The organism is Streptomyces sp. NPDC001513 (genome assembly GCF_042894695.1).
Lineage (GTDB): Bacteria > Actinomycetota > Actinomycetes > Streptomycetales > Streptomycetaceae > Streptomyces.
In genome coordinates this window covers 212119-236957 of sequence record NZ_JBIAVU010000013.1, presented here as the reverse complement: position 1 = coordinate 236957, position 24839 = coordinate 212119, and the positions used below count along the sequence as shown (strand labels likewise).

26 protein-coding genes and 1 tRNA gene are annotated in these 24839 nt (G+C 68.7%); 20 read left to right on the top strand and 7 right to left on the bottom strand.

What is annotated here, in order from left to right:
* Positions 1-88: 88 nt before the first annotated feature.
* Positions 89-1603, bottom strand: coding sequence for an ATP-dependent endonuclease (locus tag ACFYZ4_RS28305; RefSeq protein ID WP_390785167.1), 1515 nt, complete (start codon positions 1601-1603; stop codon positions 89-91).
* A gap of 102 nt (positions 1604-1705) precedes the next feature.
* Positions 1706-2692 (bottom strand): PIN domain-containing protein, encoded by a 987-nt coding sequence (locus ACFYZ4_RS28300; RefSeq protein WP_390785166.1) that lies wholly within the window; start codon positions 2690-2692, stop codon positions 1706-1708.
* Positions 2693-3089: 397 nt separating this feature from the next.
* Here ACFYZ4_RS28300 and ACFYZ4_RS28295 point away from each other — a divergent pair, with 397 nt between their 5' ends.
* The gene (locus ACFYZ4_RS28295) at positions 3090-4661 is read left to right on the top strand and encodes a helix-turn-helix transcriptional regulator (protein ID WP_390785165.1); all 1572 of its coding nucleotides are present in this window, start codon (positions 3090-3092) and stop codon (positions 4659-4661) included.
* An 11-nt stretch (positions 4662-4672) separates the two neighbouring features.
* The gene (locus tag ACFYZ4_RS28290) at positions 4673-5617 is read left to right on the top strand and encodes an NAD-dependent epimerase/dehydratase family protein (RefSeq protein ID WP_390785164.1); all 945 of its coding nucleotides are present in this window, start codon (positions 4673-4675) and stop codon (positions 5615-5617) included.
* On the opposite strand, the gene ACFYZ4_RS28285 is transcribed toward ACFYZ4_RS28290, so the two are convergent.
* Positions 5614-6042 (bottom strand): GntR family transcriptional regulator, encoded by a 429-nt coding sequence (locus ACFYZ4_RS28285; protein ID WP_390785163.1) that lies wholly within the window; start codon positions 6040-6042, stop codon positions 5614-5616. The two genes, ACFYZ4_RS28290 and ACFYZ4_RS28285, sit on opposite strands and share 4 nt — an antisense overlap.
* 762 nt (positions 6043-6804) lie before the next feature.
* Between ACFYZ4_RS28285 and ACFYZ4_RS28280 the strand changes: the two genes are divergently transcribed.
* From ACFYZ4_RS28280 to ACFYZ4_RS28210, 15 genes are all read left to right on the top strand, one after another.
* Positions 6805-7074, top strand: a complete 270-nt coding sequence (locus ACFYZ4_RS28280) for a DUF6284 family protein (protein ID WP_390785162.1) — start codon at positions 6805-6807, stop codon at positions 7072-7074.
* Positions 7071-7343, top strand: a complete 273-nt coding sequence (locus tag ACFYZ4_RS28275; protein WP_390785161.1) for a hypothetical protein — start codon at positions 7071-7073, stop codon at positions 7341-7343. The genes ACFYZ4_RS28280 and ACFYZ4_RS28275 overlap by 4 nt, the downstream gene beginning before the upstream one ends.
* Positions 7340-8212: a hypothetical protein gene (locus ACFYZ4_RS28270; RefSeq protein WP_390785160.1), complete on the top strand. Its 873-nt coding sequence runs from the start codon at positions 7340-7342 to the stop codon at positions 8210-8212. The genes ACFYZ4_RS28275 and ACFYZ4_RS28270 overlap by 4 nt, the downstream gene beginning before the upstream one ends.
* Before the next feature lie 69 nt (positions 8213-8281).
* Entirely contained in the window at positions 8282-8908 is a 627-nt protein-coding gene (locus ACFYZ4_RS28265) for a hypothetical protein (RefSeq protein ID WP_390785159.1), read from the top strand.
* Positions 8909-8910: 2 nt separating this feature from the next.
* Positions 8911-9126, top strand: coding sequence for a hypothetical protein (locus ACFYZ4_RS28260; protein ID WP_390785158.1), 216 nt, complete (start codon positions 8911-8913; stop codon positions 9124-9126).
* A gap of 146 nt (positions 9127-9272) precedes the next feature.
* Entirely contained in the window at positions 9273-10259 is a 987-nt protein-coding gene (locus ACFYZ4_RS28255) for a hypothetical protein (RefSeq protein ID WP_390785157.1), read from the top strand.
* An 8-nt stretch (positions 10260-10267) separates the two neighbouring features.
* Positions 10268-10660 carry a hypothetical protein gene (locus ACFYZ4_RS28250; protein ID WP_390785156.1) on the top strand — a complete coding sequence of 131 codons (393 nt, stop codon included), beginning with the start codon at positions 10268-10270 and terminating at the stop codon, positions 10658-10660.
* A gap of 12 nt (positions 10661-10672) precedes the next feature.
* On the top strand, positions 10673-12841 hold the full coding sequence (locus tag ACFYZ4_RS28245) for a hypothetical protein (protein ID WP_390785155.1): 2169 nt from the start codon (positions 10673-10675) through the stop codon (positions 12839-12841).
* Positions 12838-13299 (top strand): hypothetical protein, encoded by a 462-nt coding sequence (locus ACFYZ4_RS28240; protein WP_390785154.1) that lies wholly within the window; start codon positions 12838-12840, stop codon positions 13297-13299. Before ACFYZ4_RS28245 ends, ACFYZ4_RS28240 begins: the two co-directional genes overlap by 4 nt.
* Positions 13300-13467: 168 nt before the next feature.
* The gene (locus ACFYZ4_RS28235; RefSeq protein WP_390785153.1) at positions 13468-13755 is read left to right on the top strand and encodes a hypothetical protein; all 288 of its coding nucleotides are present in this window, start codon (positions 13468-13470) and stop codon (positions 13753-13755) included.
* Positions 13756-13772: 17 nt separating this feature from the next.
* Positions 13773-13934 carry a hypothetical protein gene (locus tag ACFYZ4_RS28230; RefSeq protein WP_390785152.1) on the top strand — a complete coding sequence of 54 codons (162 nt, stop codon included), beginning with the start codon at positions 13773-13775 and terminating at the stop codon, positions 13932-13934.
* Positions 13935-14028: 94 nt separating this feature from the next.
* The gene (locus tag ACFYZ4_RS28225) at positions 14029-14898 is read left to right on the top strand and encodes a bifunctional DNA primase/polymerase (protein WP_390785151.1); all 870 of its coding nucleotides are present in this window, start codon (positions 14029-14031) and stop codon (positions 14896-14898) included.
* Positions 14891-16363 (top strand): ATP-binding protein, encoded by a 1473-nt coding sequence (locus ACFYZ4_RS28220; protein ID WP_390785150.1) that lies wholly within the window; start codon positions 14891-14893, stop codon positions 16361-16363. Before ACFYZ4_RS28225 ends, ACFYZ4_RS28220 begins: the two co-directional genes overlap by 8 nt.
* A 442-nt stretch (positions 16364-16805) precedes the next feature.
* Positions 16806-17003 carry a helix-turn-helix domain-containing protein gene (locus ACFYZ4_RS28215; protein ID WP_390785149.1) on the top strand — a complete coding sequence of 66 codons (198 nt, stop codon included), beginning with the start codon at positions 16806-16808 and terminating at the stop codon, positions 17001-17003.
* Complete coding sequence (locus ACFYZ4_RS28210; RefSeq protein WP_390785148.1) at positions 17003-18148, top strand: tyrosine-type recombinase/integrase; 1146 nt, start codon at positions 17003-17005, stop codon at positions 18146-18148. Before ACFYZ4_RS28215 ends, ACFYZ4_RS28210 begins: the two co-directional genes overlap by 1 nt.
* 59 nt (positions 18149-18207) lie before the next feature.
* Here the strand turns inward: ACFYZ4_RS28210 and ACFYZ4_RS28205 are convergent.
* Positions 18208-18282, bottom strand: a tRNA-Val gene (locus ACFYZ4_RS28205).
* 105 nt (positions 18283-18387) lie between these two features.
* Here ACFYZ4_RS28205 and ACFYZ4_RS28200 point away from each other — a divergent pair.
* The 3 genes from ACFYZ4_RS28200 (at position 18388) to ACFYZ4_RS28190 (ending at position 20744) form a co-directional block, all read left to right on the top strand.
* Complete coding sequence (locus ACFYZ4_RS28200) at positions 18388-19632, top strand: hypothetical protein (RefSeq protein WP_351291159.1); 1245 nt, start codon at positions 18388-18390, stop codon at positions 19630-19632.
* Between the two features lie 264 nt (positions 19633-19896).
* Positions 19897-20460, top strand: coding sequence for a DUF4383 domain-containing protein (locus tag ACFYZ4_RS28195; protein WP_351291193.1), 564 nt, complete (start codon positions 19897-19899; stop codon positions 20458-20460).
* A 71-nt stretch (positions 20461-20531) separates the two neighbouring features.
* Complete coding sequence (locus ACFYZ4_RS28190; RefSeq protein ID WP_351291157.1) at positions 20532-20744, top strand: zinc ribbon domain-containing protein; 213 nt, start codon at positions 20532-20534, stop codon at positions 20742-20744.
* 73 nt (positions 20745-20817) lie between these two features.
* On the opposite strand, the gene ACFYZ4_RS28185 is transcribed toward ACFYZ4_RS28190, so the two are convergent.
* The 3 genes from ACFYZ4_RS28185 to ACFYZ4_RS28175 are packed head-to-tail and all read right to left on the bottom strand — an operon-like array spanning position 20818 to position 24784.
* Complete coding sequence (locus tag ACFYZ4_RS28185) at positions 20818-21477, bottom strand: class I SAM-dependent methyltransferase (protein ID WP_351291155.1); 660 nt, start codon at positions 21475-21477, stop codon at positions 20818-20820.
* Positions 21474-22304, bottom strand: a complete 831-nt coding sequence (locus ACFYZ4_RS28180; RefSeq protein WP_351291153.1) for an HAD family hydrolase — start codon at positions 22302-22304, stop codon at positions 21474-21476. Before ACFYZ4_RS28180 ends, ACFYZ4_RS28185 begins: the two co-directional genes overlap by 4 nt.
* The gene (locus ACFYZ4_RS28175; RefSeq protein WP_390785201.1) at positions 22301-24784 is read right to left on the bottom strand and encodes a phosphoribosyltransferase; all 2484 of its coding nucleotides are present in this window, start codon (positions 24782-24784) and stop codon (positions 22301-22303) included. The genes ACFYZ4_RS28180 and ACFYZ4_RS28175 overlap by 4 nt, the downstream gene beginning before the upstream one ends.
* Positions 24785-24839: the final 55 nt, after the last annotated feature.

The following is a 24839-nucleotide window of genomic DNA, read 5'->3' as shown; positions in this document are numbered from 1 at the left end:
CGTCAGGCCCAGCACGCACTGCGCTGCAGACCGCACGATCGGGGCTCCGGAGAGCCCATGCCTGAGAGGCTCAGAGCCAATGGGATGCTCAGACACATGAGTCACGTTGCGGCTCCGGTTCCCGCCGTGGCAGGGCATCGCCGATCTCGTCGATCAAAGAACGGACCTCCTCAGGGAACTCCTGTGCCCAGATCGCCAGGAAGGCGCCCTTGACCGTGTGTCCGGCAGTGAAGTCGAGATCCGCGCCGATCTGCTCCCAGATCACATGCCTGTCCCAGTTTGTGACGAAGCGCTCGTGCACAACTCGCTTGACCCGCTCTTGCTCATGCAGGCCCAGATGCAGGGCCAGGGTAAGCCGACCAGCGACTGTGTCCAACCGCTGCATCACGCGGTCGAGAACGTGAGCCTCCGGTGAACTAGCCCCAGGGAGAACGAAAATGCCCTTGGTGGGATCGGCGTGATCGGACTGGTCACCATCAAGGATGCAGACAGAGGGGAAGGGTGCCGTCGGGTCGATGTTGTGCTGCTCATTCATCTTGATTGCCGAGTCGGCTCCCAGGAGTTCGTGCACCTTGATTTCATCCAGCTCGACATCACCATGAGTGCGCAGAGCAGTGAGGACCATAAGCTTTGCGAATTCATCCTCGACGAAGATCGCTAGCTTTGCCTGAGTCTGCCCGGTAATGGTCCGCAGGGCCATCACGTCAAGTTTTCCCTGAATTACGTTGCCTTGAAGTGCCGCCCAGATAGCACTTGTGGGGAGCGGCGCAAGCGCATCGTTGGAGTGCGTAGTGAATACGACCTGGCAGGATTTTCGGTGCGCGACGCCGATCAGATATTCGACCAGGCGCTGGGTGGCAACCGGGTGGAGGCCGTTCTCGATCTCTTCGATGAGGATCATGGCACCATCAGAGGCCGCCTCAACCTCAACCACAATACGAATTACGCTCGCTTCGCCCGAGCCGAAATGGAATTCGGAGTACCCATCTCCCTGCGGCGTGCGTCCCGAGAACAGTGAGACCTTGCCGGCCTCGTCCACGTAGAGCTGTTGGAACCCTTCTATCGGCTTTGCCAGGATCTTCGCGACGCGCTGGGTCACTTCGGGTTCAAGCGTCACTTCGCGTGCCGCGGCAAAGGAACCGCCGATGGCTGGCTTCAATTTGGCTCGTTCAGTGGCCGGCAGTGTGCGCTCAACGCCGAACACCAGCACCTCACGATCCAAAGCCTTCCGATTCCACTTCATCTGCTTGAAGCTTGCGGTGCGCGAGACCGAGAGGCGCGGAGCCACCTTCTTGTCGATCAGCTCGTACTCGATCGACCAATTCAGCATACTCTCGTCATATTTGCCACTCTTGGCGAAGAAGCGTCCCGGCGGCACGCTCAAATAGGCAAGGGCGGCGGCACCCAAGACGGTGCTCTTCCCTCCACCATTGGGGCCAATCAGTGCGGTGACAGGAAAGTCGAAGCTGACTTCGCGGTCCGTGAAGCCCCGCACCTTTCGCAGAGTCAGCCGCTTGAGGTACTTGCTGTAATTGTCCTTGGCAACCTTCTTCTCCAAATCGAAGATCACGCTCTGTCGGATCTCGCTCTTGTACTCAACCACGCTGCAGCCCGCCTCTGCGAAACCGATTACCGACCCCCGCATCGTCTCAGAGCTGGCGAGCCGCGCAACAGGGCACCTGCGCGTGTCGCATGGCGTTACCTCCTAAGTGTCCAAGAAGTCCCACTCGTCACCCAGTACCCAGCGAAGAGCAGAGAGCTTCCCGTTCAAGAACCCCCACTCCCAATCATTCTTCGGGACAAGGGAGTTCGTTCCATATTTCTCCTCGATCCGTTGGCGGCCAGCCTCAATGGATCGGCGGAGTTCCTCATTATATTTCGGATCGATCTGACCGTCCTCGGTGTCGCGCAGCCTGCTCCGGACATACCAGATGCGATCGAGGAATTCCGTGTGGGCTTCAAGGATGTCAGCTAGGGCCCGAGGGCCCCGATCCTCTTGCAGAAATTCAACTTCCTCGGCCAGTTCAATGAATTCCTCGCCGAGGGCTTCGGTCAAGGCTAGGTTCAGGCCGTCCACGCCGTACACGTACTTGGAATTCTGGTCGGCGAAGAGCGGGAGAAGGTCTGGGTGAGGTTCCCTCCGATCCTGATTGGGTGCCGAGAAATCCTGATAGTTTGAAGTTGCGAAGATGAACCGCCGAGAGTCGGTCGAACTGCTGAGGCTCGTGCGATATAGTTCGATAAGCAGGGCGTCGGCAACACTGTTCTTGTTCAGATGAAGCGGCGCCTTCTTGCCGAGTGCTCTACGTATTACTGCTTCGTGCTCAGTCGGCCCTGGTTTCAGTCTGCGCCCGCGGTTCAGCAGCTCGAATATTTCTGCAAAGTTCTGCAAGGCTCCGGCGCTGACGAAGGGAACTTGGTGAGACATCTCAGCGATCCACCGTTGAGCCTCTGTGTCGCCATACTCCTTGAGATCCTCTTTCAGGAGTCGAAATCGCTCGCGAACACTGTCGGTTGCGGCCGCCTCCGCTCGTGGACGGTTCCGCGCGAATTCGTCGAGGATCAGATTGGGAACTAGGATTTCCAGTTTCCCCTGAGCCATGAGCACGCGGATTGGCACGATCGTTTGCTGCCCATCGCGCCGCTTCGCGAGGTCCAGCCATACGGAGGTATCGATCAAGAGACTGAGCACACCAAGAGGGTAGTAGTGGAGGAAGCAGGCCGGCAGGGGTTTTCCGGGTCGCTGGAGCGGCTTTGGCCGGCCCTCTGCTCGGTGCGGCCCCAGCCTGGCTAAAGCGGTGAAGCCGCTGCCAGTCACCGCAGGGTTCGCCGCCCACAACCCAAACTGTAGGCGTGCGGCTGGCGGCTGGGTTGGAGTGGGCGCCGACAGGGAACTCTCGATGATCGGTCTCAAACCGCCGCGGTCTGCTTTGTGGGTCCATAGTCTTGGGGGCGGTCAGCTGGCAGGGGCCGGTCAATCACCCCGCCTAGCCACGTCGTTGGAGTCACCGCCCTCCCACCGAAGGGATCAGAAGTCCATGGCCGTTGCACCGCCTGCCCCGCACCTCTGCACCAGGTGCGCAACGAAGTTGAGTCGCAGCAACTCCGACACCGTGTGCAGCCCCTGTCGCCGCACCATCGGGCCGGGAGCCTCCGGCAACCTCTTGCCGACCGTTCTGGCCGACTCCGCGCCGCACTGGCTCGACGGCATTGCGGAGCGGAGCGCCCCACCGGACGCATCGAATCTGGCCGACGTACTCAAGGCGTATCGGGCGCTCCACAAGCTCAAGCAGCAGGACCTTGCCGACCTGCTTGGCTACGACCAGTCGTACGTGTCGTTACTCGAACGCGGCAAGCGGACCATCCGCGACATGGTCGAGCTGCGCAGGCTCGCTCACGCCTTGGCTCTGCCGGAGGAGGAGCTCGGCCTGCTCCCGCCGGCCGAAGCTGCGGTCACGGTCGGAGCGCCCGCTCGCGACTCGGGCGGGCGGAACCCGCTCGCCGCTATCAACGACCAGCGTCGCTGGCGCATGACGCGTCGCGAACTCAATCGGCACCGGGCGGACCTCACGAAGGCTGCCGCCGCCCTGTACCCGGAGGCCTCCCGCGCGGGGAACAGCCCAGTCCTCACCCGCGAGTCATGGATGTGGCCCGAGCCGGTCGACTTCGCGGATATCGAGCTGTCCTGGCTAACCCAGACCCGTCCGCCTGAGGTGAGCGGGCGGGAGACGGCGTCGGAAGGGGTTCGGCCGCTGGCCGCGAACGGAGCCAAGTTCGATCGCTACACCCAGGCGATCCGGATGATTGACCGCCCCTCCCTGTTCGTGAACCGCCCGAGCTTCCGCCTGCTCGACATCTCCCAGGCGGAAGGCCGGCCCAAGCTGTCGTTCGGGTACACGACCTATTTCGACATGGCCGACGTCTGCGAAGGTGTGGCACACGAGCTGGCGAGCGCCTGGCTGAAGACCGGGAGCGACCCAGCGTGGATCAGTGATCCGAGTTGGGCGGAACTTCCTTTCCGTGGTCTGGTCGGAGACCCGTTCGACCTGGCCCACCGGCCGTTGCTGCCGTCCATCGACACCTTGACCATTCGGCTCGGTCCCGACGGAGCGTCGTTCCCGCTCCACCACCGTTCCGCGAGCAATGTCGCGCTGGCCGGCGGGAACTACCACGTCATGCCAGCCGGAGTGTTCCAGCCCTCATCGGTGATGCCCTGGGACCAGTCGAATGACTTCAACCTCTGGCGCAACGTGCTCCGGGAGTACGCGGAGGAGTTCCTCGGGGACCCTGAGGCCGACGGCAGCAGCGGCGAGCCAATCGACTACGACTCCACCGAACCGTTCCGGACCCTCAACCAGGCTCGCCGCGAAGGCAAGGTGCGCCCGTACTGCTTCGGGATCGGTCTGGACCCGCTCACGCTGGCCGGCGAGATCCTCAGCGTGGTGGTCATCGACTCCGATGTGTACGACTCCGTTTTCTCCGGCATGGTGTCCCGGAACTCCGAAGGCACCGTCGTGGCAGGCCGGGCTGGCGACAGCGGCGCCGGGATTGAGTTCACCGAGACCAACGTCCGTCGCCTACTGGACAATGAACCCCTGGCATCCGCCGCCGCCGCGTGCCTCGACCTGGCGTGGCAGCACCGCGGGCTCATTCTGGGCTGAGAGGCAGATCAGTGCGCGTACTTGTGACCGGCGCCTACGGATTCGTGGGCAACGCGGTTGTACGACGGCTCGCCGAGGCAGGCCATGACACCGTGGCACTCACGCATCGGCCGGCCGGTACCCCCGTGCCAGAGCTGCCGGTGTCCCAGGTCTTCCACGGCGATATCCGCGACGTGAAAGCCCTCAGGGCAGCTCTTGATGGTGTCCATGGCGTATGCCACCTCGCGGCTCTGACGCGAGTCCGCGAATCCTTCGAGCGGCCGGAGGAGTACCAGGCCGTCAACGCCGGCGGCACAGTGACGCTGCTCGATGCGCTGGCTGCCGCCTCTGCGGGCTCGGAGGCCCCCACGGTCATCCTAGGCTCTACGGCGGCGGTCTACGGGGCGCCGGAGCAGCAGCCCATCGGCGAAGACACCGTGCCCGCTCCGAGCAATCCCTACGGGACGTCGAAGCTGGCCGCAGATGACGCGCTTCGGGCCCGAGCGGAGGCAGGCGGCATCAAGGCCGTGAGCCTGCGCTGCTTCAACATCTCGGGCGCCGTCAGCGGGGTAGGGGACGCGGATGAGAGCCGCATCATTCCGAAGGCGGTGGCCGTGGCAGCCGGCCGCTACCCGCACCTTGAGATGAACGGCGAAGGCGACGCAGTCCGGGACTTCGTGCACGTGGACGACTTGGCGCGCGCCTACGTGTTGGCTCTTGAGGCCGACGCTTCTGTCCCGTACCGGGTCTACAACGTAGGTGCCACCGCGGCGAGCATGCGGGAGATCGTGGCCACGGTTGAACGGGTATCCGGACGGGAGGTGCCCGTAGTGCACCGCCCCCCGCAGCCCGAGCCGCCGCGTCTAGTGGCCGACACCTCCAGGATCACCACTGATCTCGGATGGAAGCCGGAGCGGTCCAGCCTTGACCAGCTGGTCGGCGACGCGTGGTCGGTCGTGTCCGCCGGCAGCCACTAAGCCTTCGCCAAGCGGTCCTTGACGCTCTCCGGCAGGCTGGCGAATGCCGCACGCCAGCGTTCAAGGGCCGCTTCGCTGTTCGCCGAGTCAGTTGCACCCTTGCTCAGCGCCTCGCGCAGGGCTGCTTCCAATTCCGTACCCGCCTGCAAGAGCGGCAGGGCCCAGTCCGCGGCTCCGCGCGAGTGGTCCGATAGCCGGGGCGGGAACTGGGCGAAGACCCCCTTGCCCTGGTGACCGACGACGTACCCCTCCGCTCGCAGCAGAGACACGGCGTTTTTCACCACGGTGCTTGATGCGCCCGAGCTATTGATCAGATCCTGCGCTGAGGGCAGCGCGGCGCCGTCTGGCAGCTTGCCATTTCGGATGCGTTCCCGCAGGTCGTCAGCTAGCTGAAGGTATGCCGGCTGCCCTCGAAACTCGGTCATCGGGGTACTCCTCCAGTCACAGGTGTTGTACCTAGTACACCAGTCTCCCCGCATCCATTCCCCCAGACGTAGGCAGAGCCACTTGCCAACATGGTGCACTAGGTGCACCATGTTGTTCAGGGGGTAGCGAGCAAGCGGCAGACCTCATATGACAAGCCGTCATTCGATTCCTGAGCACTGCGCGGACAGGCTTGCCACAAGCAACGAGGCCACCGGAAACGGCGGTTCAGTCGCTGACAACCCACTCGTGAGGGGCCTTCTTTGGGCTGCTCTGGAGTGCCCGCAATACCTCTTGGTGTCCGGCGTGTCCCGTTCTTACGGGAGCCCTTCGGGGTTACCCGCGCTCGTCGGAGAGCCGTCGTCGTTTGAGAACTCCACAGAGTGATCCACCGCATCACCACGGCCGTGACCGCACCGGCCGAGGCGAGTGGAGACCAGCCGACTGAGAACGGGCCCGCGTCACAACGGTCCCTACGCCCCGAAGGGGTGGCACGCCATCGGCTCTAAAGATCCGCACGGCCAGACATTTGGCTGCGACGACCGCCGGGGAATCGGACCGCCCCCGGCTTGAGCGGCGCCGTGCGAAGCCCAGTCCGACCCGCACCAACGACCACAGTCGCCGACACCTGATCTGCACGCTGGGTGTCGGCGGCCGTGGCTGTTCGTGGATTCGAGTAGCCAACCCAACCCAGTGCAGCCCCCGGCGCGACAACGCCGGGGGCTGCTGTTCGGTCCCGTTCCTCTCTCGAAGGAGCAAGACTCATGAAGTTCATCGCTGCACTTCAGGACGTTGTTACGCCGTGGTCCGACGGTCTGGAGCCGTCGGACGCGGAGCTGGACGCGATCGAGGCCGAGATGGACTTGGTCCTGGCCGAGGTCGAGTTGCTGGACGCGGTGATCGCCCTGCTGGATCGTCCGGCCTCGGAGTTCGACGGCCGGCGCGTCCGCCGGGCCCACAACAGGGTGCTCGCCGCCCGCCGGGACGTCGCCAACCGCGTCGCCGGCACGCAGGTTCCGAGGGACGCGGCATGAACGAGCGCACCCACAACGCGGCCGTCACCGACCTCCTGAGGGCGGTCGTGGAAGCCCTGGACGTGCCGCTGCCGTCCGTCGCCGAGGATGACGAGCGCGTCTACCACCGCCTCCTGGAACGCCGTGCGAGTGACGTGCGGATCGTGCTGGATGTGATGCTCCGCCGTGACGGAGACCCGTGGGAGAACGCCAGCATCATCCGCCGGCGGACCGCCCAGGAGCCGGTGACCTACACCCCGTTCGTCTTCAAGGATGGCGGCACCTCGTGAACGCTGGCCTCTCGAAGACCGCTCCGCCCGGTGTCTCTTTCCTGGGGCAGATCGATGCGTTGAACGGGCTGCTGTCCAAGCTGACGAGGGTGCTGGTTGCGGTCTCGTCCGGAGCGCTGGTGTTCACCGCGTCGAACGTGACGATGTTCGCGATCGACCACGATGTGTCGCCGTGGATCGCGTGGATGCTCGACCCGATGCTCGCCATCGCGCTCGGCACGGTCCTCATCTTCGACGGGCGCCTGTCCGAGTACGGGCTGTCGTCCTCCGGGTGGGCGGCCGTGCTGCGCTGGTTCGCCGGCCTGGGGACCTGGGTGATGAACTGCTGGAGCTCGCTGTGGCCCCAGGGCACCCCCTTCGGTCTCCCCCGGCAGGTCGACCCGGCAGGGCTCGTCCTCCACTCGATCCCCCCGGTCCTCCTGATCGTTCTGGCGGAAGCGATCAGCCACTACCGGCAGAAGATCCTCACGAAAATCGTCCACCTCCAGGCCCAGGTGGACGCCGAGGTGAACAGGGTGGATGCACCTGTCGTCCACCCGGCTTCCACCCCAGCCCCGGCGCCCGCCCCGCTGGCCGCTCCAGCGGTTACGCCTGAGCCCCGGCACCGGGCGAATCTGCTGGTCATCTGTGGTGAAGGCCTGGTGTTCCACCCGGCGGTTCCCCCTGCGTCCACCTCGGTCCACCGGGTGGAGCGGGAGCCTGCCCGGCTGACCGCTGATGAGGCCGCGAACGTGATCCGCGCGTGCTGGGTACAGGGCAAGCCGATCGGTGAAGCGGCCCGGCTTTCCACCCGTTCCACCTCCTACGTCCACAAGCTCTACCAGCGCCTCAACGAGGACCGCGCGGCCCTGCCCGCCGGCGTGAGCTGATGCCCATCCGTCCACCCCTGGCCCCGGGCCACGTGGCCGTACCCACACAGCGTTGGAAGGAGGAACCCCATGTCCACCATTGACTGGGATGAGGAGTTCACCCGCATCACCCCCGAGACACTCGACAAGCCCGCCACGGCATCGAAGTTCTCCGTGAAGCTCGGCCAGGTCCGTCGGAACACGGCCGCGCTCGCGGTGTGCGGCACGATCGCTGTCCTCGGTGTGTGCGGAACGGTCGTGGCCGTCACCAGCATGCAGGCCGAGCAGGCCGCCCAGGACCGTGCCCGCGCGCAGGAGAAGGCCGCGAACGCGCTGGCCGAGGTGGAGGCCGACAAGCAGCGGGCGCAGACCGCTGAGACCGCCGCTAAATCCCTCTACGAGCGGGAGATGGCCGTCTACCTGGAGTGCATGAAGATCCGGGCGGCGGCCGTTGCTAAGGCTTCCTCCTACGACGTTTCGAGGATCGCCGCGTGCGCCACCCCGACCCTCGGCAGCGCGGCCCCTAAGCAGAAGGCGGAGGAGGCCACCGAGGCCGGTGGCGGTATCGCGTCCAGCCCCTGGCTGTGGGTCGCGCTCGTTGGAGGCGGAAGCCTCTTCGCCTACAAGAAGCTCGCCACGCCCGCCGGGATCTCCTCCGGTTCCGGATTGGTCACCCCCGCGAGCAACAAGGGATTCACCTTCGAGAAAGGTGCATGAGAATGACGCTCCAGTTTTTCGCCCTGGTCCTGTTCTGCTGGGCGGTGTTCTTCACCTTCAAGAAGACGAAGGGAAAGCAGATGGCGATCTGCCTGCTGCTGATCCTCTCCGGGATCTTCCTCCCGTATACGCCGTTCAGCGAGGAGATCCGCAGCACCCTGGCTGCGGTCTTCAACACCGCGAACGACACGGTCAGCACCATCGGCTCGTCACGCTGAGTGCGCAGTTACCGGTTACAGGTTACCGGTTACAGCCCCAGACGCACCCCGAACCTCCCCCGTGGAGGCCCGAACCGGCGTCCACAGGGCCTGTAACCGGTAACCGGTAGCCGCCCGTCAACTACAGACTGTCATGAGGGAGGCTCATGGAACTCCTCATACTCCTCGCCATCACCTACCTCGTCGGCGTCGACAACACACACGACACCTACGAGCGGGCGGGAATCAAGAAACCCCCGCTGAAACCGAAAGGGAAATGGGCTCCGGCCAAGGCTCCGGATACCTTCCGCAACGCCTCCTACAACGCGGCGGCTAAAACCCATTACGGGCTCCTCGCCGGTGCGCACTGGGCCGGGGGGCTGCGCGACGGATGGCGCTCCGCCTACCTGAGGAAGCCAGGCATCAAGCCTTCCGGTTCGCCCTCTGCCACACCGCCTCCGGGGCCCTCTGCTCCCTCCGGGGCCTCCGTGCCGGCCTCGGGGGCGACCGTTCCGCCGAAGCCCACCGCGCCCCCGACGGCGGCGGCACCGCCGCCCAAGCCCACCACCGCGCCGACCGCCCCGCCTCCGCCGCCTGTGCCGGGTCCGGTGATTCCGCCGCCCGGCACCGTCCCTACGCCCCCGGCCGTCACGCTCCCGGACCACATCAGGAAGGACCCCGCGATGCAGCCCAACCCGCCCGTCCCGCACGCCGCGACCGTCGACGACAAGGGCGTCCACGTCACCACCGCTTCGGGCAAGTCCCGCACCTACAGCAGCGGGGAGGTCATCAACCTCACGCAGGTCATCGACCTCGCCGAAGGCGCGGCCACCCTGTGCCAGACCAGTGAGGAGGCCTGCCTGACGCTCGTGGACGAATCCACCGAGCTCGCGGCGGACTGCGACGTACTGATCGCCGAGATCACGGAGAAGGGCGTCGGTGCCAACCTCATCGGCAAGTGCGAGCACCTCAAGGAACAGCTCGAGCTGCAGGCCGCCGCCGCCAAGAAGTTCCACGACCAGATCCAGGGCGGCGAGGAGGCCTGCCGTACCGCCTCCGCGAACGCCGAGGTCCGCCACGGCGGCATCTTCCGGGCCGTGGCGGACTCCCCGCTGACCAAGCCCGCCGAACGCGACTTCTACAACGCCCGATAGGAGACCGCATGTCTGCCACCGAATCACTGAAGGACGCCGCGACGTATGCGGCGCTGCGCGTCAAGCTCGCCTGGCTCACTCACCAGGTCCACGTCCACGCCGAGACCGTCACCAAGCTCGCCTCCGACGTCGACGACAGCGCCGAGCAGATGCAGGACGCGGCCGAAACGATGAAGGCGCTCGCCGTCGACGACGCGACTACCGCCGAATTCGCCGACGCCGCCCTGACCATGACCGGCGCCAAGGAAGCCGCCGGCGCCTACACCTCGGCTGCCGACAGCGCCGCGGCGGCGGCCGACGACGCGAAGACGACCGTGGAGTCCGAGCACGGGGGTATCGCGGACGCGGTGGACTCCTCCCCGGTCGACATGGCCGAAGCCGCCTTCTACGCCCAGCAGTAAGGAGGAAGGGCCATGGGGCCGACCCGAGCACAGTTCATCCAGTACGCGCCCGCCGCTCTCGCCGTGGGAGCTCTCACGGTCGGCCCCTGGTCCGCCATCGCCGCAGCAGCGGCCGGAGCGGGCGCTTGGGCCGTCAACGCCTCCGTGCCCGCCCTGCGGTCCCTGATCGCCTGCGGGATCACCGCCACTGGCTGCGGCATCGCTGCCCACGAGATCCTGGCGTCCGGTATCAATCCGCTGTTCGCCCTCGGCCTCGCCGCCCCTGCCGGCGCGGCCGTCCTGGCCCACCACCGCAACACCACCGACCAGCTCCCCACGCTCCCCGCCACAACCACGGCCGAGCAGTCCTCGCAGGCACAGCTCATCACCGCCTGGTGGACAGAGTTCATCTCCGGGCCCACCCAGACCGAGGGCCGCAAGCTCATCCAGCCCGGCGCCCACCTCGCACACCTCGCCATCCAGGCCGGGGACGACCAGGTGTTGTTCACGGGGGTCATCGCGCTGCCCCAGGGCCAGCAGGTCCGCGTGAAGGCCGCCGACATCGCCTCCGTCTACCAAATCCCTGTCTCCCAGGTGGAGATGGGAGACCCCAAGCACTACGCGCCCAACGCTCTACCGATCACCGTCCACCTCAAGAAGGCACCCGCACAGCCGGAGATAGCGGCCGGTGTCCCGACGAGTCCTGAGGAGGTGTGGGCCGCGCACGTGGCCACTGCGGAAGGAGCGATGCCCGGCACCACCCTGACCCTCACCCGCTACAACGGGCCCCTCGACTGGGAAGGAATCGCCACCCGCAACCGGAAAGCGATCGGGACGGTCAACCTCTCGGACCTCGCGGGCAACCTGGACCTGTCAACCATCCAGATCGCGTTGGCACCGACCGACAAGCCCTCACAGATGGGGGTGCGCGTGATGCAAGAGCACGCGCTGATCCACGGCACCATGCTCTCCACCGTCGTGGACGAGCTGTCCATGGACGCGCGTGGGTACGTCCGCCTGGGCACCTACATCGACGCGTCTCCCGCGCTCGTTCCCCTGGCCCAGCCCGGCTCCGGCGCCCGCCACCTCTACCTCGTCGGCGGCTCCCGCTCCGGAAAGTCCGGAGTCCTCGAACAGGTCCTGCTGTCCGCGCACCGCTCGGGGATCGCGGTGATCCTGGCGTCTCCGCAGGCCGGAACCATCGCCGGAGCCACACTGGCCGCGTACTGCGGGGACGGTCTGGACGAGGCGATGGGCGCCCTGCGCCTGGCCTACGCGATGATGCTCGACCGCGAATCCCGCTACCGCTCCCCGTCCTTCCCCTTCACTGACCCGCTGATCGCGTTCGTCATCGACGAAGCCCACATGCTGCTGTCCGTCTCCTCGCCGTACCACGCGGAGGCCAAAGCGATCGTCGAACAGCTCACCCGCCGGTCCCTGAAGAGGGGGATCGGCGTGGTCCTGGCCACCCAAACCCCACTCGCCGAAGACCTCGGGAACTCGTCGATCATCCGCTCCCAGCTCCTGATCGGCGGCGGCGCGGTGTTCCTGCGCTGCGCCAAGGGCCAGGGCTCGCTCGTCGGCACGAATGCCGTCCAGGGCGCGGAGGGCATCGACCTGTCGATGATCCCCGACTCCTGGCCCGGCCAGGCCCAGAAGGTTGCCGTCCGGGACATGAGCGGCCTGGACACCACAGCGTCCGCCAACCCCGAGGACGGCACCTTCGGCCTCGGCTACCTCCTCACCCCCGGATCGCAGGCCAGCCAGTTCCGCTCCCTGCACCTGGACGTTGCCCCCGCCTCCCTCGCAGGCGACCCGCTGCCCGTCGCCGCTGAAGACTGCGAGGCCTGGCGGCATCGGGAGGCGATCGCACGGACCCCGGTGGTCGACAAGCGCGGCAAGAACCTGATCGGCAGCCTCCCCGACCTCCTCACCGCCACACAGCGGGGACCCTCCGGGCCCGCACCACAACAGTCGGCAGCCCAGGCGGACTCCACCGGCCCCGCAGGCCTTGCGGACGGCCAGGAGCAGATCAAGCCGCGCATTCTCGAACTCCTGCGAGAGCAATCCATCCCCCTGACCGCCGAGACCATCGCCCGAAAGCTGGGCACCTCCGTCAAACACATCAAGCCGCGCCTGTCCGAACTGAAGAGGCGGGACGAGGTCACCAACGAGAACGGACTGTGGAGGTCAGCAGCATGAACACGCGCACCGAAACCGGCTTCACCCCGATCGACCCCGCCCTGTACGCGAAAGCGTTCCAACTCCTCGACCCCGCACCGGAACCCACCGCACCTGCGGACCCGGCCGCTCCCTCACCGGTTTCCGTCATCCTCGCCGCGGCCCCGCCTGTCCACCGGCCCGGCCCGGTCGAGAAGACCCTGACCGACGCTCTCGCGTTCCTCGACACCCACGGCTGGGCCAAGCTCCGGCTGATCCACCCCGAGGGCGCCCGCTGCTCCATCGGCGCCCTGCGTGCGGCGGCCGGCACCCGCGATGCCGCCTACCGGGACGCCGGGAACCTCCTCCTGGACGAAGCCCGCCGCCAGCACGGCAACCAGTGGGAAGCAATCCCCGTCTGGAACGACTCCCACACCGGCGCACAAGTACGCGGCGTGTGGGAAGCCGCCATCCAGCGCGCCCACCACCAGAACATCTGACCCGGCGCCGCCCAGCAGCCCGCCAAAGCACAGCCCCACGCCCCGCTCGGAGTCCCTTCCAGGCGGGGCGCCGCACTGTCCTGCCCTGCCTCACCTTCGACCATCAGGAGACCAAGACCTGTGCGCCGCTACCGGTACCGCTGCCCCGTCTGTCTGACGACTTCCCCGGTGTCCTTTCACCTCGACGATCTCGCCGCCGAGGCCGAGAGCCACCGCCAGGCCCTGCACGGCGGTCACTTCCCCGACGAGGAAAGCGCCGGCGAGATAGACCGCCTCGGCCGCTGGTACGCCTCCCTGGGTCCGCTCACCATCCTGCACTCCCGCTTCAGCGACAACCTGGCCGATCTCCGCGACCCCATGGGTATGGGGCGCCCCCTGTGGGCCTCCGGCGTTGCGGCCCTCGTCATCGGCGCCGCCGCCGCTCTGGTCCTCGCCGTCATCTCCGCCGCCCTCTGAACCGACAGGAACCACCTGTGTCGTTCTCCTTCACCAACCCCCAGCCCGAAGACGACCGCTCGTTCTCCTTCACCCAGCCGGACCCGGCGGACGTGGAAGAGCGGTTGCGGGCGATCACCGATATGGCCCACCGGATCATCCACCTCGTCGCGGAAGTGCGCAGACAGATCCGCACCTGAACCCCGCGCGGCAGACACAACGAGGGCGGCCCCGTCTCGGCAAAGTCCGGGCCGCCCTCATCCAGCAGATTCCACTGAACTGGAGGACTTCATCATGACCCAACCCGCCCCCTCCGTGCAGCTACGCGCGGCCCTCGACCTCGCCGGGCAGGGCATTCCCGTCCTGCCGCTCCGGGAAGGGAAGGGCCCCATGGGCAACTGCCGTACCTGCCGGAACAACGCCTGCGGCGGCCGGCCGAACATGAAGACCCCCGGACCGTGCGTGTGTGCGGCGCCGTGCCACGCCTGGGCCGCCGCCACCACCGACCCGGCCGTTCTCACTTCGCCCGCATGGAGCCCGGCCTGGCGGCAGGCCGCCGCCGTCGCCTACCACCCCGGCGGCACCGGCCTCACGGTCGTCGATCTCGACAACGCCGACGCGATCGCCTGGGCCGGTCAGAACCTGCCCCGTACGCGCATCGTGGCCAGCACGCGCGGCCAGCACTGGATCTACCTCGGCACTGTGACCTCCCGAAACGGCGTTCGTCCCGGGGTCGACGTCAAGTCGCTCATGTCCTACGCCCGGTGGCTCGGCCCCGGCACTGGCGCCCTGGCACCGCTCCCGGACGCCGTACGCGCGCTTGTAGCGAAGGAACCCGCCACGGTCCGCCGGGCATCGGCATCGAGCCCCGTGACGGCGCCGGTGCCCTCTGGGGGCGGGGAATGCCGGCACCGCTCACCGGCCTATCTGGAACGCGGCATCGCCATGGCCGTACAGCGCATCGAGCAGGCACCGGACGGCGTCCACAGGGCTGTGTACCGGCTGTTCCTCGCCGTGCTGTCCGTCCACGGCCGGTGCGGCTGCCTCACCGACGCGCACATCAAGCGCCTCTTCAAGGCCGCGCAGGAAAGGGGCGAGTCCCTGCGGCACTGCGAGGACGCGTGGTCCAACGCCGTCGCTTCTCTGGGGATGCGACATGCCTGAGGACGAGAAGAACCCGGCACGCGAGGTCATCACCGACTACGCGCAGGCCCACTTCCGGTACTTCCGCACCGTCGACGGCACCGTCTACGCACAGCGCAACGGCCACCCCGTAGCCCGCCCGATCCGCTCCCAGGGCACCACCGGCAGCCACCGCCAGGAACTCATGGTCGGCCTGTTCCGCGACGGGGTCGGCGTCTTCAACGGAACCGCCCTCAAGGAGGCACTCGACTTGATCGAAGCACTCGCGCTCACCGAGGACGTCCAGCCCGTCCACATCCGCGTCGCCCCCGGATTCGACGGGGCGACCTGGCTGGACCTGGGCCGCGACGACGGACAGTCCGTCCGCATCCACCCCAACGGCTGGGACATCCGCGTCCCCGACCCGGAGGAGATGTGCTGGCGCCGTACCCAGCTCACCGGCGAACTCCCGATCCCCGTCAAGGACACCGACGGCAAGGGAATCGACCTGCTGATGCGCCTGGTCAACTTCTCCAGCGCCCAGAGCGAGGGCCTGGCACTGGCCTGGCTCGTCGGCTGCCTCGGCCCCGACGTTCCCGTCCCGGCCCCGTTCCTCACCGGCCCCCAGGGCGCGGGCAAGTCCACCGCCGGCAAGATGCTCGTACGGATCATCGAGGGCATGAGCGGCGACCTGCGCCGCCCGCCCAAAGACGAAGAGAACATGATCACCGCTGTCGCCGCCGGGTGGATCACCGGCCTCGACAACCTCTCCCACCTCGGCCCGGACCTCTCCGACCTCATGTGCTGCATCGTCACCGGCGCCGAGAACATCAAACGGGCCCTGTTCACCGACGGCGACGTCGTCCGCTCCCGCTACCGCCGCCCCCTGCTGCTGACCGGCATCGACGTCGGCGTCATCCGCCCCGACCTCGCCGAACGCCTCCTGCCTCTGCGCCTGGAACGCCCCCGCGTGCGGCGGACCGAGGCAGAGCTGTGGACGGAGTTCGCGCGGGAGCTGCCCATCATCCTGGGGTCCGTGCTCGACCTGGCCGTCAGCGTCCGCGCCGCCCAGGCCGACATCCCCACCGACCTGCGCATGGCCGACTTCGCCCACCTGTGCGCGCAGCTCGACGCCGCCCGCAGCTTCGGAGCGCTGGACGCCTACCGGGCCAGCCTGGACGACCTCAACGACGACGTCATCGAAGGTGACCTCCTCGCCCAGACCGTCCTCAAGCACGCCGCCGAAACCGAGCCCGGCACCGAGGTCCGCATGACATCGGCCGAGTGGCTCCACGCCCTCACCCAGCTCTACACCGGCGAGGACTTCCGGCCCCAGCCCAAGGGATGGCCCACCACCGGCAAGGTCCTCTCCGACCGCCTCAAGCGCCTCCAACCCGTCCTCGCCGCCCGCGGCGTCCTCGTCGACTGGGGCCGCACCAAAGCCGCCCGCTACATCGCCATGGCCCGCCCCCAGCCCCCGCAGAACGAGCAGAAAGACCTCTTCTAACCCCCGGGCCAGCGGTCCGGCCGTACAAGCAAGAGGAGCACCCCGCCCCCTGGTGGCCGGTGCTCTTCTTGTTCTTCGGCGGCCCGCCGCCGCCCAAAGGGCGTGCCGCTCGCGGCTCCGCATTTACGCCCGAAGGCGCACACAACAACAGAGACAAGCCCCTTCTTTTTCCTAAGTAGGAAGACGCTGCGTCACCTGCGTCACGGCACCCCCTAAAACTGGGCCTGACCTGCATCGATACGGGTGACGCAGAACCCGAATCTCTGCGTCATCCTGCGTCACCTGCGTCACCCCGTGACGGATGGCTGTGTCACCGGTGACACAGCCCCCAACCCCCTGCGTCACCCAAACCCGCAGGTCACAGCCACGAATGACGCAAGTGACGCGGTGACGCAGAAATCCCAACCTCGGACACACACGGCCCACCGCCATGGAGGCAGACGTGAGTTCGCCCTTGCCCACCACCCACATTGCGCTCACCGTCCCGGAGGTCATGGAGGCGCTGAGCCTCAGTCGCTTCATGGTCTACAACCTCATCCGCTCGAAGCAGCTCCCGAGCATCACCATCGGTCGGGCACGCCGAGTGCCCGCCGACTCCCTTCGCACCTTCATGCAGAACAAGTTGGAGGAAGCCGCCTGATGGCACGCAAGAGGAACCCGAACGGCGCCGGCAGCATCTGGCAGCGCTCAGACGGCCGTTACGAAGCCCGGGTCTACGTGCCGCAGCCCGACGGGACCCGCGCCCGGAAGACCGTGTACGGCAAGACCTGGGAGGAGTGCGACGCCAAGCGGCAGGAGCTGGTTCTTCGGGATCGGCAGGGCGTTCCGACGCCCACCAAGTCCGCCCGCCTCTCCGAGTGGCTGCCGCACTGGCTGGAGGAGTACGTGCGGAGCGAGCGGAAGAAGACGACGTACGCGAAGTACGAAACGCACGTCCGGCGGTACCTGATCCCGAACCTCGGCTCAAGGCGTCTCGAATCCCTCTCGGTCACGGACGTCCGGCGCATGCTCGCCGCCGTGACCACCCAGACGTCGGCCGCCACCGCCAAGGAGTCTCACCGCGTGCTCCGCAGTGCCATTTCCGCAGCCTGCCGGGAGGAACTCATCAGCAGGAACGTCGTCCAGCTCGTGCCGGCGCCCCGGGTCCAGTCACGGGAGCTCCAGCCGTGGAACCTCGACCAGACGGTGACTTTCCTGGAAGCCGCGCGGCGAGACCCCTTGTACGCGGCCTTCGTGGTGGCCGTGACGATGGGGCTGCGGCGCGGGGAGGTCTTGGGGCTGCGCTGGCGGGACATCGACCTGGAGCGCCGGACCCTGACCGTGCGGAACCAGATCCAGCGCGTGCAGAAGGAGTTGTACGCGGACTCCACCAAGAACCGACGGAGTCGGGTCATCCCGATCCCGCTCATGTCCGTGGCGCCGCTCCGGTGGCAGCGTCTGCGGCAGGCCGCCCAGCGGGAAGCCGCCAGCGAGGCCTGGCAGGAGAGCGACTACGTGTTCACGACCCGGACCGGCCGGCCGGTGGAGCCGCGGAACATCAGCCGGTCCTTCGAGCGGATCGGGGAGGAGGCGGGGCTCCCCCGGATTCGCCTCCACGACGCGCGGCACGGGTGCGCCACCCTCCTCTTCGCGGCGGGTGTGCCAGCGCGGGTGGTCATGGAGATCCTGGGTCATTCGCAGATCGCCGTCACGATGAACATCTACACGCACGTCTCGGAAGACACGCGGCGGGAGGCGATCGGGCACATGGACCGGATGCTGCGGCGGAGGGTCCCACAGGGGTGACTGCCGTCAAGAACTACCGTCAAAGGCCCCCAACCGTGATCGGTTGGGGGCCTTCGTACTGGTGGGCGCGGACGGTTTCGAACCGCCGACATCTGCTTTGTAAGAGCAGCGCTCTACCCCTGAGCTACGCACCCGTGGATGAGTGGACAGCCTACATGGCGTGCACGCCCGCCACGCAAACCCGTTGCCGTGGGGGAGAATGGATCGGGGCATGGCGGACGCGGTACGGGAGAGGGATTGTGACGACGGCATCCCGGCGGTGGTTCGGTGGGCGGGACGAGAGTCGGCGGGCGGATGCGCAGGCGGCGAAGGATGCCGCCGCCGCCGCGTTCTACGAGCTGGATACGGCACAGCGGGATCTGCGGATCTCGATCGAGACGATCGCCGCGGCGGACGGGTCGCCCGCCGCGCGGCAGGCGACCGAGGGCTTCGCCGCGCTCGGGCAGCGGATCGACCAGGTCAGCCACGTCTACATCGAGGCGGTCGACGCGCACGACCTGGACCGGCCCGAGCTGGAGGGTTCCGTGGCGACGCGGGCCCGCGAGGAGCTGACCCGGGCCCGCGACGAGCTGGTACGGGTCAAGGGCGAGCTGGACCGGTTCGCGCAGGGGTTGCAGCCGCTGCTGGACAAGGCCGAGACGCAGCTCGCGCGGGTCGCGCCGGCGCGGGAGCGGGCCCGGGCCGCGCTGATCGGGGCGAGCGACGCGCTGGACGCCGTACGGGCCAAGGGCATGCGGGCCGATGATCTGGCGGCGCGGCTGGCGGCGCTCGGCCCGGAGCTGACCAAGCTGAACCAGGGCGCGGCGCAGCACGGGGTGCAGGAGACGGTGCAGCGCGCGGACCGGATCCTGCGTGACGCGGAGGCGATACGGGCCGAGGTGGCGCGGCTGCCGGAGCGGGCGGCGGAGATCGACCGGCGGCTGGTGAGTCTGCGGACGCGGGCGCAGGCCCTGCGCAACCGGGCGGACCGGGTGGATCCGGTGCTGAGCGAGTTGCGTCGGCGGTTCAGTGCGGCGTGCTGGCAGGACCTGCAGCACGTGCCGGATCAGGCGGTACGGGACGTCGCGGAGGCCGAGAACCGGCTGAAGGAGGCCGGGCGGGCGCGGGACGAGCAGCGCTGGGCTGACGTGGGGGCGCTGATCGAGGCGGTCCGCGGCTCGCTGGACGCGACGGACGAGGCGGTGTCGGCGGCGCAGGACCGGTTGACGCGGTTGGAGGCGGTCGCGCGGGATCCGCAGGCGGAGGTGGACCGGACGCGGTTCGCGATCCGGGACGCACAGCGGCTGGCGATGGCGGGCCGCAGCGTGCCGGATCCCCGGCATGCGGGGCCGCTGGACGATGCGGTGGCGCGGGTGGGCCGGGCGGTGCAGGGCCTGGAGGGCCGGCACCCCGACTACTGGGCGTTCCTCCACGAGATGGAGGACGTACGGGCGGCCGTGAACCGGGTGGTGAGCGGGATCCGGGCCGAGCGGGGGCAGGGGTAGGCCTGCCGGAGCCGGTCCCGTTTGTTTCGTGGCGTTCGGCGACGGATGCTGGGAGGTGCCGGTAACGGACCAGAGGAGGGCACCATGGCTGCCCGCACCTTTCACAAGCCTCCTGCGACGGTGCCCGAGGAGCCGGGGCCGTACGTGGCTCACGCGGCGTACGGGTGCACCGAGCCGCATGAGCACTACGCGCCCTACGTGGCCCATGAGCCCGATCCTGATGCACCGCCTCCGCCGCGGTTCGCCGACACGGTGTCCCGGCGCATGGGGCGCGCGCTGCATCCGGTCAACGCGCGGCTCGACGATCATCTGCCCACGGACCACAAGCTGAGCCAGGTGTACCGGGTCGGGGCGGGGCTGACGGGGCTGCTCCTCGTGGTGTTCGGGATCCTGGGGCTGATCGATCAGATCGGGTTCTTCGACACCGGCGGGAACACGGTGCTCGCGCTCAACACCAACGGGGCGCTGAGCGTCCTGTCGATCTGCATCGGTGCGCTGCTGTTCTTCGGGATGGTGGTGGGCGGCACCTTCGCCTCGACGCTGAACATCGTGCTGGGCGTGCTGTTCATCGCGAGCGGGTTCGTGAATCTGGCGCTGCTGGACACGGAGCTGAACTTCCTGGCCTTCCGGATCCAGAACGTGCTGTTCAGCTTCGTCGTCGGCGTGATGCTGATGTGGTTCGGGATGTACGGGCGGGTGGGCAGCGCGCTGCCGCACGACAATCCGTACTGGCGTGCCCGCCACCCCGAGCAGGCGGCGCGGGAGGACCGGGTGCGGCGGGCTCAGGGACACGGGCGGCCCCCCGTCATGCACGGCCGCTGCCCGTAGCCGTATCCGCGCCATCACCGTAGCCGCGCCGTACGTAGCGCCCGGGTGTCGGGCGCGCTTAGCCTGTGCGCATGCCTCGATACGAATACCGCTGCCGGACCTGCGACGACACCTTTGAGGTCAGCCGGCCCATGGCGGAGTCCTCCGCGCCCGCCGACTGCCCGGCCGGGCACGCCGACACCGTCAAGCTGCTGTCGGCCGTCGCCGTCGGCGGGACGAGCAGTGCCCCCGCGCCCGCGATGGGCGGCGGGGGCGGCTGCTGCGGTGGTGGCGGCTGCGGCTGAGCCCCAGTAAGCCCGGGCGGGAAGGGCGGGAACCTCAAAGGGGCCTCAGGAACCCCCAGGAGCCTCAGAGGCCTCAGCGCTTGCGCGAGAGGGTGAGGCCGTCCGAGATCGCCAGCAGGACGGACTCCATGCGCGGGTCGGCCGCGACGTGCTCGTTGTAGGCGCGGACGCCCGCGGCCGCGCCGGTGGCCGACTCGTCGAGGACCGTGCCGTGGTAGAGGGTGTTGTCCGTGACGATCAGGCCGCCCGGGCGCAGCCGCGGCACCAGTTCCTCCCAGTAGTCGATCTGGCTCTGCTTGTCCGCGTCCACGTAGGCCATGTCGATGTGGGGTTCGGCCGGCATGGCCCGCAGGGTCTCCAGTGCGGGTGCGATGCGCAGCTCGATGCGGTCCGCGACGCCCGCCTCCTTCCACGCCTCCCTGCCGTACGCCGTCCACTCCTCGGAGACGTCGCAGGCGATGAGGCGGCCGTCGGCGGGCAGTGCCTGGGCCATGGACAGGGCCGAGAAGCCGGTGAAGGTGCCGACCTCGACGATGTGGCGGGCGCCCGTCAGCCGGACGAGGAAGGCCAGCAGCGGCCCCTGTTCCTCCGCCGACTGCATGCCGGCGACGTCGGGGAACTTCGCGTAGGTCGTCGCCACCAGCCCCCGCTGGACGGCGTCCAGCGGGGGGTTGTGGCCGAGCACGTACCGGTAGAGCTCGTCCGTGATCTTTGTGCTGTTGCCCTTGGTCATGCGTCCAGTCTGCCGAGCCGGGCCGCCTCACGGGTGAACGCGCGGAGTATTTCCTCACCGGCCAGGACGCCCGCCGTGGTCAGGGCCGTCACCGACGGCGCCGTCCAGGCGGCGTCTGCCAGTTCGCCGTGGCCCGGGCGCCAGGCCGCGTCCGCCGCCAGCAGCAGGTCCGCGTCGAGCAGCGAGTCGCCGGCGGCGAGGGTCGTGGTCGCTCCCGTGCGGCGGGCGACCTCGTGCATCGCGGCGCTCTTCGTGAGCGGGCGCGGGACGGCGTAGATCTTCCGGCCCTGGAGCGAGACCGTCCAGCCGCGGCTCTCGGACCACTCCGTGAGGGACTTGAGCCATTCGTCGGGGACCAGGGCCCGCTCGACGACGAGGTAGGCGAAGAGGTCCTCCGCCACCCGCGTCTTGCGCAGCCACGCGGGGTCGGCCGTGGCCAGCAGGTGCTGGTGGACCTCCTCCAGCGGGGCGCACTCGCGCGCCAGGCGTGCCGCGACCTGCCGGCGCCAGTCGCGGTCCGGCACCCCGTCGACGAGCAGCTGCCCGCCGTTGGCGCAGATCGCGTAGGCGGCCGGGCGGCCGGGGAAGCGGATGCGCTGGTACTGCTTGCGGGTGCGCGTGGTCGTCGGCACGAAGACCACCGAAGGGTCGGCCGTCAGCTCCGTCAGCAGTCCCGCCGCCGTCTCCGTCATGTAGGACAGCGGCTTGCTCTCGTGGACCTCGACGCACAGCAGCCGGGGGGCCACCGGGTCGGGCATGGTCAGGCCGAGGGCGGCCGTCGAGTAGATGAGCGTACGGTCGAGATCACTGGCTACGAGGACAGTCACTTCGAGGCCACAGCCTTTCCGTCGGCGCCGGTGGCGCCGCGCGTGAATCGGGGGTGGATGAGTCCCACGCACGTGTAGGGCAGCCCGTCGGCCTCTTCCACCGGGACCCCGCGCTGCTCGGCGAGCAGCCGTACGTGGTCCAGGTCGGGCCCGGCGCCGCGCTGCGCCAGGATCTTCCACGGGACCCGGCGCAGGAGCACGCGGGTGGTCTCGCCGACGCCGGGCTTGACGAGGTTCACGTCGTGGATGCCGTACTCCTCGCTGATCCGCTCGACCGCCGCCCAGCCTTCCCAGGTGGGGGTGCGGTCGGCCGCGAGCAGTTCCTTGACCTCTTCGTCGACGGCGTCGGCCACCTCGTCGAAGTGGGCGGCGACGGTGTCTACGAAGGCGACGGAGACGTCGGCTCCGGCGAGCTCGCGGTAGTACTTCGCGCCGTGGAAGTCGTCGGGACCGACCAGGTCCGACCTCAGAACCGTACGCGAGATGAGACCGGAGACGGTGGAATTGAGGCAGGCGGAGGGGATCAGGAAGTCCTCGCGGGTGCCGTACGTGTCCACGCACGAGCCAGGGTCGGCGAGGACGACGATCTCCGGGTTGAAGCCCTCGAACGCGGCGAGGGCGTCGCGCAGCTCGCGGGTGATGGCGCCCTTGCCCGTCCAGCCGTCGACGAAGACGATGTCGGCGGGGTCGTGGTGGGCGGCGAGCCAGCGCAGGGCGTTGGCGTCGATGCCGCGGCCGCGGACGATGGAGACGGCGTAGTGCGGCAGGTCGAGGCCGTGCCGGGTCTGGGCCCAGCGGCGCATCAGGACGCCGACGGGGGTGCCGGCGCGGGCCAGGGAGACCAGGACCGGGGAGGGGGAGCGCTCGGCGAGGACGGTCTCGGTGACGGTGCCGACGGCGCGGGCTATGCGGGCGGCGGAGGCCGTGAGGGCGCTCTGGTAGAGCTCCTGGTACCGGGGGGACGGCTGGTACTCGACGGGCAGGGATTCGGCGTAGTGGGCGCCGCCGGCCTGGATGGCCTCCTCGCGCTCCTCGGTCGGGGCCTCCAGCTCGACGTCGGAGAAGTCCTGGAGCAGCCAGCCGACGTCCTCGGGGGCGTACGAGGAGAAGGCGGGGCCGCGCAGGGGCTCGGGCATGATCGGCTCCTGCCGGTGGGGGGTGTCCGGTGGGTCGGGTACGTACGAGGGGACGACGGCCAGCACGACGCGGCCGGTGTGCGGGGCGAGGGCCGCGAGCAGCCCGGCGTGGAGTTCGGGGGTGTCGCCGGCCGAGTCGACGACGGCGACGACGGCGTCGAAGCCGGCGCCCGCGACGTTGTAGGCGTAGCGGTCGCCGGGGCCGTCTGCGGGGGCGTCGTGGGCCGGGAAGACCAGGCGGGTGCGGATGGCGTAGCCGGGGTCGTCGACGGCGAGGACCGGCGAGCGGGTGGTGGTGGAGAAGCGGACCTCGCGGGCCGCGCCCGCCTCCTCCAGGGCCTTCGCGAGGCGCAGCGGCGCGTACATCAGCTCTTCGTTGCCGAGTACGAGGATCCGGCCGGGTGCGGTGCCGAGCGCGGCGGTGAGCTGGTCGGCGATGTCCGGCAGGGCGACTTCCAGGCGGGCGCGGTGGGTGGGGGTGAAGCCGTGGCGGCCGCCGTCGGGGACCGCGGAGGGCCAGTTCAGGTCGACGCGCGTGACCGGCTGCGGGCCGTCTGCCGGGGCTCCGCCCCGGACCCCGCTCCTCGAACGCCGGAGGGGCTGATCTTGCGCGGGCTGATTTTGCCCGGCTGCCTCGTGTGCCTCGACCAGGGCCTGGCCCTTGGTGAGGACGTCGTCCGGGAGGGAGACCGTGCCGGAGGCGAGGGCGATGAGGTCCACCCGTGCGCCCAGCTCGGCGGCGAAGGCGGTGAGCCGGTCGCGGTCGGCCGGGGAGCGCATGTCGACGAGGGCGACGACCACGTAGTGCGGGCGGGGATGGCGGGCGTGCAGGTCGCGGATGGTGTTCAGGACCGTGTTGCCGGTGGAGAACTCGTCGTCGACGAGGACGAGCGGACCGCTGCCCGCGAGCAGCTCCGGGTCCTCGGGCAGCAGCTGGTGCGAGGTGGCGTGCGAGTGCGCCTCCTCGAAGCCGCCCGCGGGCTCCACGCCCGGTACGGGCCGGCGGGTCGAGTGCAGGTAGGGGGCGCTGCCGAGGCCGTCGGCCACGCAGTGGCCGAGCCCGGTGGCCGTCTCGGCGTAGCCGAGGACCACGGCCGCGGCGGCTCCGTCCTCGCCGAGCAGGGCCCGGACGCGTTCGCCGAGCCCGTACCCGGCGGCGTACACCGTCCGCGGGGACTGCGGGACGTGCTTGCCCAGCACCTGCGAGACCAGCAGGTGCGCCCGCTTGGGGTTGCGGCGCAGGGCCAGTCCGAGCAGCTCCGTCAGCCGCGGACCGCCTTCGGAGTCCTCCAGGCTGACGCCCAGCCGCTCCGCGACCCAGGTACCCGACCACACTGCTTCGATCGTCTTGCCTTTCCTCGTCGTCCGCACGTCCGTCGGCGGCCGCGCGTCCGTCTCC

What these genes read in the sequence shown, in the direction of transcription:
- ACFYZ4_RS28250 (WP_390785156.1), top strand. Translation starts at nt 10,268, where the DNA reads ATGTCTGCCACCGAATCACTGAAGGACGCCGCGACGTATGCGGCGCTG.
- ACFYZ4_RS28225 (WP_390785151.1), top strand. Translation starts at nt 14,029, where the DNA reads ATGACCCAACCCGCCCCCTCCGTGCAGCTACGCGCGGCCCTCGACCTC.
- ACFYZ4_RS28255 (WP_390785157.1), top strand. Translation starts at nt 9,273, where the DNA reads ATGGAACTCCTCATACTCCTCGCCATCACCTACCTCGTCGGCGTCGAC.
- ACFYZ4_RS28210 (WP_390785148.1), top strand. Translation starts at nt 17,003, where the DNA reads ATGGCACGCAAGAGGAACCCGAACGGCGCCGGCAGCATCTGGCAGCGC.
- ACFYZ4_RS28275 (WP_390785161.1), top strand. Translation starts at nt 7,071, where the DNA reads ATGAACGAGCGCACCCACAACGCGGCCGTCACCGACCTCCTGAGGGCG.
- ACFYZ4_RS28245 (WP_390785155.1), top strand. Translation starts at nt 10,673, where the DNA reads ATGGGGCCGACCCGAGCACAGTTCATCCAGTACGCGCCCGCCGCTCTC.
- ACFYZ4_RS28260 (WP_390785158.1), top strand. Translation starts at nt 8,911, where the DNA reads ATGACGCTCCAGTTTTTCGCCCTGGTCCTGTTCTGCTGGGCGGTGTTC.
- ACFYZ4_RS28185 (WP_351291155.1), bottom strand. Translation starts at nt 21,477, where the DNA reads ATGACCAAGGGCAACAGCACAAAGATCACGGACGAGCTCTACCGGTAC.
- ACFYZ4_RS28195 (WP_351291193.1), top strand. Translation starts at nt 19,897, where the DNA reads ATGGGGCGCGCGCTGCATCCGGTCAACGCGCGGCTCGACGATCATCTG.
- ACFYZ4_RS28240 (WP_390785154.1), top strand. Translation starts at nt 12,838, where the DNA reads ATGAACACGCGCACCGAAACCGGCTTCACCCCGATCGACCCCGCCCTG.
- ACFYZ4_RS28280 (WP_390785162.1), top strand. Translation starts at nt 6,805, where the DNA reads ATGAAGTTCATCGCTGCACTTCAGGACGTTGTTACGCCGTGGTCCGAC.
- ACFYZ4_RS28285 (WP_390785163.1), bottom strand. Translation starts at nt 6,042, where the DNA reads ATGACCGAGTTTCGAGGGCAGCCGGCATACCTTCAGCTAGCTGACGAC.
- ACFYZ4_RS28265 (WP_390785159.1), top strand. Translation starts at nt 8,282, where the DNA reads ATGTCCACCATTGACTGGGATGAGGAGTTCACCCGCATCACCCCCGAG.
- ACFYZ4_RS28220 (WP_390785150.1), top strand. Translation starts at nt 14,891, where the DNA reads ATGCCTGAGGACGAGAAGAACCCGGCACGCGAGGTCATCACCGACTAC.
- ACFYZ4_RS28190 (WP_351291157.1), top strand. Translation starts at nt 20,532, where the DNA reads ATGCCTCGATACGAATACCGCTGCCGGACCTGCGACGACACCTTTGAG.